8 protein-coding genes are annotated in these 12,122 nt (G+C 70.4%); 5 read left to right on the forward strand and 3 right to left on the reverse strand.

Annotated elements, in window-relative coordinates; all coding sequences use genetic code 11:
• The first annotated feature begins 813 nt into the window (after positions 1-813).
• From ABZ117_RS04310 to mgtA, 5 genes are all read left to right on the forward strand, one after another.
• Positions 814-1,230, forward strand: coding sequence for a CBM20 domain-containing protein (locus tag ABZ117_RS04310; protein WP_356817223.1), 417 nt, complete (start codon positions 814-816; stop codon positions 1,228-1,230).
• A 1,630-nt stretch (positions 1,231-2,860) separates the two neighbouring features.
• Positions 2,861-3,196: a hypothetical protein gene (locus ABZ117_RS04315; RefSeq protein ID WP_356817225.1), complete on the forward strand. Its 336-nt coding sequence runs from the start codon at positions 2,861-2,863 to the stop codon at positions 3,194-3,196.
• 146 nt (positions 3,197-3,342) lie between these two features.
• Positions 3,343-4,068, forward strand: a complete 726-nt coding sequence (locus ABZ117_RS04320; RefSeq protein ID WP_356817227.1) for a GAF and ANTAR domain-containing protein — start codon at positions 3,343-3,345, stop codon at positions 4,066-4,068.
• 26 nt (positions 4,069-4,094) lie between these two features.
• On the forward strand, positions 4,095-6,515 hold the full coding sequence (locus ABZ117_RS04325; RefSeq protein ID WP_356817228.1) for a phosphoketolase family protein: 2,421 nt from the start codon (positions 4,095-4,097) through the stop codon (positions 6,513-6,515).
• Positions 6,497-9,118, forward strand: coding sequence for a magnesium-translocating P-type ATPase (mgtA, locus tag ABZ117_RS04330; RefSeq protein WP_356817230.1), 2,622 nt, complete (start codon positions 6,497-6,499; stop codon positions 9,116-9,118). The genes ABZ117_RS04325 and mgtA overlap by 19 nt, the downstream gene beginning before the upstream one ends.
• Positions 9,119-9,192: 74 nt before the next feature.
• Here mgtA and ABZ117_RS04335 read toward each other — a convergent pair whose 3' ends face one another.
• The 3 genes from ABZ117_RS04335 to ABZ117_RS04345 form a co-directional block, all read right to left on the reverse strand.
• A complete protein-coding gene (locus tag ABZ117_RS04335; RefSeq protein ID WP_356817232.1) occupies positions 9,193-10,152 on the reverse strand; it encodes a slipin family protein in 960 nt (319 codons plus the stop codon).
• Between the two features lie 314 nt (positions 10,153-10,466).
• Entirely contained in the window at positions 10,467-10,607 is a 141-nt protein-coding gene (locus tag ABZ117_RS04340; protein WP_356817233.1) for a hypothetical protein, read from the reverse strand.
• A gap of 346 nt (positions 10,608-10,953) precedes the next feature.
• On the reverse strand, positions 10,954-11,391 hold the full coding sequence (locus ABZ117_RS04345) for a DUF5994 family protein (protein WP_356817235.1): 438 nt from the start codon (positions 11,389-11,391) through the stop codon (positions 10,954-10,956).
• Positions 11,392-12,122 lie beyond the last annotated feature (731 nt).

Genomic DNA, 12,122 nt, shown 5'->3' on the forward strand with positions numbered 1-12,122 from the left:
GCCGCCGACGGTACGAGGGTCCCCTGGTCGGCCTCGGCCTCGTCAGGAGCCACGGCCTCGGCCTCGTCAGGAGCCACTGCGCCGGTCTCCGTCTTCGTGAACGGCAGCGTCAGCCGAGAGGGGCTTGCGGCGTCGCGGTGGATCTTGTGGTTGACGGGTCCACCACGACGAATGCCGCGAGGAACATCGCGCCGAGGGCGATATGAGCGTCACCCTCCGACCGCGCTGTAGCCCCCCCCCGGGCGCCCAGAGGCCGGCGCCCGCACGCCGACCGGATCGAGGCCGACCAATTCGCCGCCAGGAAGAAGCCCGCGGCCGGGTGCCGGGCCGGGGCCGCTCGGGTGCCGGGCCGGGGCCGCTCGGGTGCCGGGCCGGGGCCGCTCGGGTGCCGGGCCGGGGCCGCTCGGGTGCCGGGTGAAGGTCACCTCGATCTGGGGAGCAGGCCAAGACGCCGGTCGACGTGCCGCTCGTCGGTCGGATCGCCGCCCGGGCCCGCTACTGTCCGCTCGTCGCGTGTAAATCAGGACAACGGTGAGTCAAACGGCGCCGCAAGGGCGGTCTGGATGGTCACTCCGGCTGACCGGCCCATCACGGATAAATGCACCGGTTGAGAGGTGCGGCAGGTCGTCCGAAGTGGTGGCCCGCATGGAGATCCTGCAAGCCTTGCAGCGGACTGAACAGGACTGATTGATTATCATCCCGCCAAGTCTGAAAAGAGTTACAAGCCCTTGCGTAATCTGTGGAAGGCACAAAGATGGCGTTCGCCAGGGCCCTGGCCCGACCATTCCGCCGTCAGATGGAAGGACGTTCCTCATGGATCACAGCCGTCCGCAAACCCGCCTGCGCCTGGGTCTGGCAGGCGTGTGCGCCCTGCTCTTCGGGTTGCTCGTGGCTCCGTCGGCGTCAGCCGCGCCGGCCGCACGGGCGAGTGACAGCTCCGTCGTGGCGACGTTCAACGTCACCACGTACACCCGGTGGGGCCAGCAGGTCTATGTCACCGGCAACCGACCCGAACTCGGCTCGTGGAACCCGGACAATGCGGTGCCGCTCTCCTCGGCTTCCTACCCCACCTGGTCGGCCACCGTCGTGCTGCCCGCCAACACCCGCGTGGAGTACAAGTACATCGTCAAGGCCCTCAACGCCCCCGTCGTGTGGGAAAGCGGCCCCAACCGGACCGCAGTCACCCCGCCTACCGGCACCTACATCACCCAGGACGGCTTCCGCAACTGACGTACAGTTCAATGAAGGGGCCAGGCGACCGCCTGGCCCCTTCGAAAAATCCTAGGTGCGCTGTTCCGTCGACCAGCTCCGACGAACGGTCGCATATCGCGAGCGCCGGCTCCCGCGGATGCATTGGGTGTGCCCACGCCGGGGAACAGGGCGCTACCGGGAGGCTGCCCGGCAGGCGCCCTGCCCGGACCTCTACCCGGGCCAGAAGTTGAGACCTGGCTCGGCCCCGCATTTCTGCGACGCCGTCTCGCAACCGCCCGTCGTCAGATCTCGGCCCGTTCGGACCCACCGCGGCGAAGGGCCGGGGACTATGCTGGTGAGCGGACGCCCAGGACCCCGGTGGACGCACGGCTTGATGACCACGATGCCACTGGAGCGGATTCTCGTCCCGCCCCTTCGCATCTTCGAGGAGATCCTGTCGGGCGCCGAGCCCCGGAGTGCGGAACCCCGGCCTGGTGACGCACGCATGCACTCCTACACCCCGACCTCGGTCGCACCCCGCCGGGTACGAAGCCCAGCGCATCGCGTCCGGTGCCCGGTAGCGGTCCCGAGAACATCTGAACGGCTGAAACGAAGGTGTCATGCTTAGTCTGCGGCTGTTCATCCGTCGGCAGGGCTCGCGTCCCCTCGCCTCGCTCTCGCCGCCCGTTGCGGGTCGGGGTACGCCGTGAAGCACCCCGCTGGCCCGCGGTCAGCCGTGGAGCGGTGATGGTCGCGAGCAGCCCGCCGTTGAAGAGATGTTCTGGCAGCGGCTCAGCCGCTGCCAGGCCGCCGGTTCCCGGGGGGATCTCGCTCTGCGGTGGAGACCCGTGCCGCGGCGTTCGGCGAAGAGGCACGCGCGCAGAGCCCGGAGATCTGTCCGGAGCGACTCGCCGTCGCCCGTACAGTTGCCCGGATTCGTTCATGGTGATCGTGGCCTCCCTCCGCTTCTGGCGCTGGAAGGATGTCAAGAACGTCCGCGCGCCGGCCGCCGGCACCCTGGCGTTGATCTTCTCCTCGAGGGTGCCTACGGCGCCGAGGACGGGCGGGCTGATCGCCACCACTGGACCCGGTGGTCACCATGATCGCCGACAGCCCGTCGGCGCGACTCCAGGCTCTCGTGGCCGAGCAGGCGGTCCTCCGCGGCGCCGGGGTCGGCCTGCTCGACGTGTGTACGGCGGCGGTGGCGGCGCTGCCGGTCGGCGGGGCCGGGGTATCCGCGGTGTCCCGCGCCCGCGCGAGTCATCCGCTGTGCAGCACCGACTCCGTCAGTCACCAGCTGGAAGAACTCCAGCTCACACTGGGCGAGGGGTCGTGCGTGGATGCCTTTGTCCGCGGCTCCACGGTCCTCTGCCCCGACCTGTTGACCGGTGCACTCCAGCAGCACTGGACAGTGTTCGCCGACTCGGCCCTGGAAGCCGGAGCCAGGGCGGTCTTCGCCTTCCCCCTACCGCTAGGCCGTGTCGTCAGACTCCCGCCTGCTCCACGACGCCATGCACGCACTCTCGCCGCACCGGGCCCCGACCCGAGTACGTCCAGTACGAGAGTCAGGACCCGGCACGCCGAGCGCACGCAGCTGACGCCGCAGGGCCCGCCCTCCGGGAGAACGACGGGAGTTCGACGACACGGCCTAGGGGTCATCAGCTCCGGCATGCTCGATCTGTACTCCAGCAGCTCGGTCGAGCTGGACGCGGACGAGGTGGCCGACGCGATGGCCTTGGCCGACACCGCCACGTTGCTTCTGCTCGACGCCCGGATCAGCGAGACGGGTGTTCCGTCCGACACCGGCGCGTCCAGCACCAGCGTATCCGGCACGGACCGGCCGGACGCCGCGCCCTTCGACGACCTGGGCGGTCACCGGGCCGAGATCGGCCAGGCCACCGGCGTCCTCATGGTCCAACTCGGCGTCGCGTCGACGGGGCATTCATCCGGCTGCGCGCCCACGCGTACGCCCGGGGAACACGGATCTCGGTGGTCGCCGACGTGACTGCCCACCGGCTCCGCTTCCCCCGGAGACGACACCGTCCGACTTGGAACCACCGGATGTGCGTCCCTCCGACACGTAACCGCCGCATGCGCGACCGCCCGATGAGCAGCCCTGATGCTCACGCCCCACAAGCGAAGGTGTGCACGATGAAGGAACAGCTGATGGCCCGGACGTTCGTCGAGCTGGCGGACAGTCTCGTCGCCGACTTCGACCTCGTGGACTTCCTGCGCCTGCTCACCGACCGTTGCGTCGATCTGCTCGACGCGAGTGCGGCGGGCGTCCTGCTCGCCGACCGCGACGGAGTGCTGCGCGTCATGGCCACCTCCGACGAACGGGTGCACCTTCTTGAACTGTTCCAGCTCCAGAACCACGAAGGCCCTTGCCTGGACTGCTTCCACACCGGGATGGCCGTCTCCGTTCCCGACCTGCGCGACGAGGCCGCGCGCTGGCCCCTGTTCACCGCCCAGGCCGAGCGCATCGGCTTCACCGCCGTCCAGGCACTGCCCATGCGCCTGCGCGACGAGGTCGTTGGCGCCCTCAACCTCTTCCACACCGCCTCGACGCCCATCAGCACCGCTGCCACCCCCTTCGCGCAGGCGTTGGCCGACGTCGCCACCATCAGCTTGCTGCAACAACGCACCACCGAGCGCAGCACACTCCTCAACGAACAGCTGCAGACAGCGCTCAACAGCCGCGTCCTGATCGAACAGGCCAAGGGAAAGCTCGCCGAACGCCGCCACACGGACATGGAACGGGCTTTCACGACGCTGCGCGCCTACGCCCGCGCCCACAACCGCCGCCTGGCGGATGTCGCCCGTGCCCTCATCCACGAAACCGAACACCTCCCTGGTCTCAGCCCCGGGACTCCCTGATCAGACCCCTGCAAGAAGGGTTCGTCATGCCACTCGGTCCCCCTCCGGCCACCTCCCTCGACACGTCCGGCACCCGCGCCTGTCCAGATCGCCTCACCGAGGAGGAGCTGAGCGCGCTGGACGCCCACTGGCGGGCGGCGAACTATCTGGCCGTCGGGCAGATCTACCTCATGTCCAACCCGCTGCTGACCGAGCCGTTGGCGCCTGAGCACGTCAAGCCGCGACTGCTGGGGCACTGGGGCACCTCACCGGGCCTGAACCTGGTTCACACCCACCTCAACCGGGTCGTCAAGGCGAGGAACCTGGACGCCATCTGTGTCTGGGGGCCCGGTCACGGCGGACCCGCCGTGGTGGCGAACTCCTGGCTGGAGGGCAGCTACACCGAGACCTACCCGGACGTCACGCGGGACACGGCCGGCATGGCTCGCCTCTTCCGGCAGTTCTCCTTCCCGGGTGGCATCCCCAGTCATGTCGCACCCGAGACCCCGGGATCGATCCACGAGGGCGGCGAGCTGGGCTACGCCCTCTCGCACGCCTACGGGGCCGCGTTCGACAACCCGGGGCTCCTGGTGGCATGCGTGATCGGCGACGGTGAGGCCGAGACGGGCCCGCTGGCCGCCTCCTGGCACTCGAACAAGTTTCTCGACCCGGTACGGGACGGTGCCGTCCTGCCGATCCTGCACCTCAACGGCTACAAGATCGCCAATCCGGCGGTCCTTGCCCGGATACCGGAGCCCGAACTCGACTCCCTGCTCAGGGGATACGGCCACGAGCCCCTCCATGTCACCGGGGACGACTCCCACACCGTCCACCAGACGATGGCTCGCGCCATGGACGAGGCTCTGGACCGTATCGCCGCCTGCCAGCACGCCGCCCGCGCCGGGTCCGTCATCACCGAACGTCCGCGCTGGCCGGTGATCGTGCTGCGCACGCCGAAGGGCTGGACCGGACCCGCCGAGGTCGACGGCCTCCCGGTGGAGGGCACCTGGCGAGCGCACCAGGTGCCGCTGTCGGCCGTACGCGAGAACCCGGACCACCTGAGGCAATTGGAGCGATGGCTGCGCTCGTACCGGCCCGAAGAACTGTTCGACGAGCACGGACGCCCCCGGGAACAGGTCATGGCCTGTGTTCCCGACGGCGCACACCGCCTGGGCGCGAACCCGCACACCAACGGTGGCCTGCTGCTGCACGACCTGCCCCTGCCACCCCTGGAGCGGTTCGCCGTCCCCGTCGACAAGCCCGGCGTGACAGCGCATGAGCCGACCCGCGTCCTCGGCAACCTGCTGGCGCGGGTGATGGCCGACACCGGCGAGCGGCGCGACTTCCGGCTGGTCGGCCCGGACGAAACGGCCTCCAACCGCCTCCAGGCCGTCTACGAGGCGAGCGGCAAGGCGTGGGAGGCCCAGGTGCTGCCCACAGACGAGCATCTGGAGCGCGGTGGCCGGGTGATGGAGATCCTCTCCGAACACACCTGCCAGGGCTGGCTGGAGGGCTATCTCCTCACCGGCCGGCATGGCCTGTTCTCCTGCTACGAGGCCTTCGTCCACATCGTCGACTCCATGGCGAACCAGCACATCAAGTGGCTGCGCGTCGTGCGCCGGCTCCCCTGGCGCCGCCCGATCGCCTCCCTCAACTACTTGCTCACCTCGCACGTGTGGCGCCAGGACAACAACGGCTTCTCGCACCAAGACCCCGGTTTCGTCGACCACGTACTCAACAAGTCGCCGGAGGTCGTGCGGGTCTACTACCCGCCGGATGCCAACGCCCTGCTGGCCGTGGCGGATCACGTGCTGCGCAGCCGCGACTACGTCAACGTCGTCGTCGCGGGCAAGCAGCCCTGCTTCGACTGGCTCGACCTCGACGCCGCCCGCGCGCACTGCGCCCGCGGCGCCGGGATCTGGGCCTGGGCCGGCAGCGAGTCCGACACCGGCGAGCCCGACGTGGTGCTCGCCTGCGCGGGCGACGTGCCCACCCTCGAAGTGCTGGCCGCCGTCTCGCTGCTCCGCATTCACCTGCCCGACCTCGCGGTACGAGTGGTCAACGTCGTGGACATCGCCCGGCTGCTGCCCGCGGAGGAACACCCGCACGGCATGCCCGACAGCGAGTACGACGCGCTGTTCACCCCCGACAAGCCCGTCGTCTTCGCGTACCACGGCTATCCGTGGCTGATCCACCGGCTCGCCTACCGCCGTGCCAATCACGCGCACCTGCACGTGCGCGGCTACAAGGAGGAGGGCACCACCACGACCCCGTTCGACATGGTGGTACGCAACGACCTCGATCGGTACCGGCTGGTCATGGACGTCATCGACCGGGTGCCCGGTCTCGCGGTCCGCGCGGCGGCGCTGCGGCAGCGGATGGTCGATGTCCGCTACCGCCATCACGACTGGATCCGCGCCCATGGGGTGGACCTGCCCGAGGTCGCCGAATGGACCTGGTCTCAGTGACCACCCGTGCGCCGGAGCTGCGGGTGGGGGAAGCCGCCGCCGAAGACGCGAAGGTCGTGCTGGCTGCGCTCGCGAGCCGCCCGGACGGCCTGTCGGGGGGTGAGGCGGCCGAGCGGCTCGCGGCCGTCGGGCCGAACGCCGTGCGCACCCACCACGTCCGCGTCCTGGCGGTCCTCGGGCGACAGCTGCGCAGCGCCCTGATGATCCTGCTGGCGGTGACGGCCGGGGTCTCGTACTTCTTCGGCGAGCGGACCGGCGCGATCATCATCGCGGGGATTCTGGTGCTGAGCGTAGCGCTGGGCTTCGTCAACGAGTACCGGGCGGAGAAGGCGGCACAGGCCCTGCACTCGCGGGTGCGGCACACGGCCGTTGTGATCCGCGGCGGCGCGGCCACCGAGGTCGACGTGACCGACCTCGTGCCGGGCGATGTCGTGCGGCTGGCTCTGGGGCAGGTGGTCCCCGCGGACCTGCGTCTGCTGGAGTGCACCGCGTTCGCCTGTGACGAGAGCGTCCTCACCGGGGAGTCCGCCCCCGCCGACAAGAGCCCGGAGCGGGTCGCCGCGGGGGCGGCACTGGCCGAGCTGATCTCCTGCGCGCTGATGGGAACGGTCGTGCACGGGGGCAGCGCGACCGGAGTGGTGGTCGCCACCGGGGGCCGTGCCGAGTTCGGGCGGATCGCGCTGGGGCTGGGCGAACGGCAGCCGGAGACCGACTTCCAGGCGGGGCTGCGCCGCTTCTCCATGTTGCTGCTCAAGGTAGCCGCCGCGCTCACCACGGGGATCTTCGTCATCAACCTGCTGCTCCACCGGCCGTTGCTCGACGCCCTGCTCTTCTCGCTGGCCATCGCGGTGGGCATCACCCCGCAGCTGCTGCCGGCCGTGGTGAGCACGAGCCTGGCCACCGGCTCACGGCAGCTGGCCCGGCGCAAGGTCCTCGTCAAGCGGCTGGTGTGCATCGAGGACCTGGGAGACATGGATGTCCTGGTCACCGACAAAACCGGCACGCTCACCGAGGGCCGCATCCGTTTCGAGGCGGCCCTCGACCCGGCCGGCAGACCCTCCGACTCGGTGCTGGCCCTGGGGCTGCTTGCCACCGAGGGCGACCTCGACCAGGTGGGCGGTAACGCACTGGACACCGCCCTGTGGGAGGCCGCGGCCGGGAAGCCCCCTGGCGGTCACCACCAGCTGGCGCTGCTGCCCTTCGACCACGACCGGCAGCTCGGCTCCGCGCTCGTCGAGCGTCCGGACGGCAGTCACCTGATCGTCGCCAAGGGGGCGCCCGAGGCGGTCCTGGCCCGTTGCGGTGACGTAGCGGAAGAGGCCGCCGCGGTGCTCCAGGAGCACTTCGCGGCGGGCAGCCGGGTGGTCGCCGTGGCCACCCGGGACGCGGACGGGCAGACGTCCCTCGCTGCCGCCGACGAGTACCGGCTGCACCTGGCCGGCTTCCTGGTCTTTCTCGACCCGCCCAAGACCGGTGCCGCCGCCTCACTGCGCCGCCTCGCCGACCTCGGCATCACCGTGAAGATCTGTACGGGCGACAACGCACTCGTCGCCCAGAAAGTCTGCGCCGACCTCGGCCTGCCGCCCGGCCGCGCCCTGACCGGCCGGGACATCGGGGAGCTGGACGACGACCAGCTGACCAGGGCGGCCGAAACCACCACCGTCTTCGCCCGAGTCTCGCCCCAGGACAAGGCGCGAGTCGTACGGGCGCTGCGGCGCCGGGGCCGGGACATCGGGTTCCTGGGCGACGGCGTGAACGACGCGCTGGCCCTCCACGCCGCCGACGTGGGGCTGTCCGTGGACACCGCGACCGACGTGGCCAAGGACGCAGCGGACGTCCTGCTCCTGGAGAAGGACCTCGGTGTTCTCGCCGACGGGGTCGCCGAGGGCCGCCGGATCTTCGCCAACACCATCAAGTACGTCCTGATGGGAACCTCCAGCAACTTCGGCAACATGTTCAGCGCGGCCGGAGCCTCCCTGGTACTGCCCTTCCTGCCGATGCTGCCCTCGCAAATCCTGCTCAACAACCTCCTCTACGACGCCGGGCAGTTGACCATCCCCACCGACCACGTCGACCCGGAGCAACTGCGCGCGCCCTCGCACTGGGACATCGCCTTCATCCGGCGCTTCATGCTCTTCTTCGGGCCCGTCAGCTCCGTCTTCGACTTCCTCACCTTCGCGGTCATGATCGAGATCTTCCACACCGGCGCCGCACTGTTCCGCTCCGGCTGGTTCGTGGAATCCCTCGCCACGCAGGCGCTGGTCGTCTTCGCCATCCGTACTCGCCGGGTGCCGTTCTACCGCAGCCGGCCCAGCCGCCCCCTGCTGTTCAGCGCCGTCGGCGTCGTCTCCGTCGGTGCCGCGCTGCCGATGTCCCCGCTCGCGGGGCCGCTCGGTTTCCAGTCGCTGCCGCTCCGACTCGTCCTCGCCCTGGTCGTGATGGTCGTGCTCTATCTGGTGCTGATCGAGGGTGCCAAGCACGTCTTCTACGCCCGCGCCGACGCGCGGGCCGCGCTTCCACCGGTACGCCACCGCACCCTCCGGCATCGCATCCAACGGCGGGCCGGCCGCTTCAGCCACCCCGGACCGCTGCGGCCCCGGTGACAGCTGTCACCGGGGCCGTCAGCGGCATCGCCCCGCACCGAGACGATCACGTCACCCCGGGCGGCCGGGAACGATCAGCCGCTCAGTGCCTCCTCGGCGTCCCGCCGCTCCCGGGCCACCTCCACACGGTTGCCGGCCCGCTCCCCGGGCAGGGAGACCGACGGTGCGGGGGCCGGTGCGGGGGTGGCGGACTCGGGGATCACGGCCCCTGCGGAGAGCGCGGCGCGCCGAGTGCTCCGGTGCACGAGCCGCCCGTCGGACTCGCCGGCGCTGTCCTTGCTCTGGTGCTCGAAGAAGCGGAGCATCTCCACGGGGAACGGCATCACGAGGGTGCTGTTCTTCTCGGCGGACACATCCACCACGGTCTGCAGCAGACGCAATTGCAGTGCTCCGGGGGTGTCGGCCATGGTGGCGGCGGCGTCGGTCAGCCGCTGGGACGCCTGGAACTCCCCGTCGGCGGCGATGACCCGGGCACGGCGCTCCCGCTCGGCCTCGGCCTGCTTGGACATCGAGCGCATCATCGACTCCGGGAGCGCGATGTCCTTGATCTCGACACGTTCGATGCGCAGCCCCCAGGGCTCCTCGGTGGGGGCGTCCATCACCTTTTTGAGCTCCGCGTTGATGTGGTCGCGGTCCGAGAGCAGCGTGTCCAGGTCGGCCCTGCCGATGACCGAGCGGAGCGACGTCTGGGCGATCTGGGAGACGGCGGCGGGGTAGTTGCGCACGTTCACCAGGGCCTTGACGGGGTCGATGACCTTGAAGTAGACGACCGCGTCGACGGTGAGCGTCACGTTGTCGGCGGTGATGGACCCTTGCGGCGGGATACCGAGGACCTCGGTCTGTACGGACACCTTCCGCATCCGGTCCCCGATCGGCCGGATAACACGCAGGCCCGGCCCGCGGATGTCCGGCAGCAGCCGCCCGAAGCGGAACACCACGCCCTTCTCGTACTGCTGGACGTTGCGCAGGCTCAGGGCGAGCAGGACCAGCCCGGCCACGGCGCACAGCGCCAGCACGGTGATCAGAACACCCATGGTTCTCACTTACCTTCACTTCGATGACGGTCCCGGACCCGAACGGTCCGGACTGCGCACGGCTCGGGAGAGCCCCGGCCTGTCGCCTGCGGTGCGGCCGGGATGGGCCCGGGCTGCTGTTCAGGCTGCGATGGACTGGTGTGTCGGCCTCCCTCAGCCGGGAGAGGTCTGCGGTGCGCCGGTCCGGGCTCCGCCGGCTGTGGCCCTGGTGGCCACTGGGGTTCGCACGGCCCTCACCTCGCCGCGGGGAAACGGACGGGAGCTGCGGTGGTCATGCTGCCGGATTGCGGACTTCGATGGTCTTCTACGGAGTCTCAGGGGGCCTGAACGGTCGGGCCGGTCTCCGACACCGTGCGCAGGCGCGCCGCCTCCGCCATCAGCCGGTCCACGTGCGAGGTGCGCAGGCAGTCTCTGCCGGCGGCCATCAGCCAGAGGGCCGAGACGGGCGTCGGCAAGGAACCGAGGGGAGCGGAAAGGATCCGCAGTGACGTAGCGGAGGGCGTACTTCCGTGGATCAGCGTAGGGGAAACGGTCGCAGTCATGACGCGAACCCTGCTCCGGGCCGACCGGAATCGGCCCAGCGTGATCAGATCGCCGAAAGTGACAACGACATGAAGCCGGTGTACGGAATACCCTCGGTAACCCGAGCCTACTCCTTCGACGGTGCGAGCGGAGTCCCCGTCCGGGGCAGCGAGGCCGTCCCAGGACCGGGCACGTGGAGCCTGCCCAGCCGGGCCCGGCCACGACTCCCCCGGCTCCGCGCCCGGGCCGCGCGGAGCCGTGAGTGGTCGGAAGGCCACGTCAACGGACTGCGACTCCCGGCCCCATGCTGTCCTTCGAAGCGGTGGCCATAGTCTCCATGAGCCGCCCGGCCTCCGCGGCCGTGGCATCAGGCGGCACCACCAGCAGGTCCCACCGGCCGCGGCCGGGCGCCAGCAGGCAGACGGTGGACGGGGAGCGCCGGGCGGTCGTCCGACGCAGGTGGACCACCTGGTTGGCGACGAGCAGCCGGCCCGGGAACGGGGACCACACGGCCTGGTCCACGAGGGCGCTGGTGACCTGCCCCCAGACGTGCGGCAGTCCGCCCAGCAGCTTGGGCAGTTCGGACGCCAGATCGGGCGAGCGGGGCCACCAGACTCCGTCGATGCGCCGGGGCATGCGGCCCTGTGCCGGCTGGGACACCAGGCGCAGGCGGACGGCGGACGACGAGGAGAGCGGGGGCGGTGGCGCGAGTGTCATGGGAACTCCTGACAGGGGTGCGGTCACTCGGTTATGCGCGAGGGGCGGCGATACGGCTGGGCGGTCACCGATCACATGGCACAGGGAGTCCACGCTCCTCGTGATGTGGTGGAGCAGGGTGCGACGGACAAGTCCCGGCATCAGCAGGGCGGTCAGGGCGGGCACCCGGCTGCCACCGATCAGCCACCCGCCTGCGAAGGATGCTGCGAGGGTGAGCACACCGGTCAGGTCACTCTGGAAGTTCATCGCCCAGCCACGGCGAGCGCGGTGCGCAGCGGCCGTACGGCCCGGTAGGTGCCGTGGGTCAGGCCACGGTGGGAGCCGGCCGTGATGCCGAGGCCCGTGATGGTGCGGAGCCCTGCGGAGAGCAGGGCATCGGCGGGATGGAGCAGAGGTCCCCGCGGCAGCCAGGCGGCCAGACCGAGCGCCAGGAAAGGGAGGAGGACTGTCGACGCCGTGATCGTCGGGGACGGCCGCTCGCTGGAGGTGCGTTCGGGAGCCGTTCCGTCGCGGGGGAAGGCTGCCCGCCCGTCGTACTCCGGGCGCGGCTGGGCTCCTTCCGGCAGGCGGGGGGCGGAGGATATGGAGAGACATGCGACACGGCCCTTGACCTAGGTGACGACAGTGCGGCCGGGGTCTTGGGCTGCGCCTCTTGGACGGTGAGTGCGTACGGCACCGCTGAGAACGGATGCGAGTCGCACGGGCGGTGGATACGGGAGGGGCTTGGGCTG

This window comes from Streptomyces sp. NPDC006309, assembly GCF_040613095.1.
Classification (GTDB): domain Bacteria; phylum Actinomycetota; class Actinomycetes; order Streptomycetales; family Streptomycetaceae; genus Streptomyces.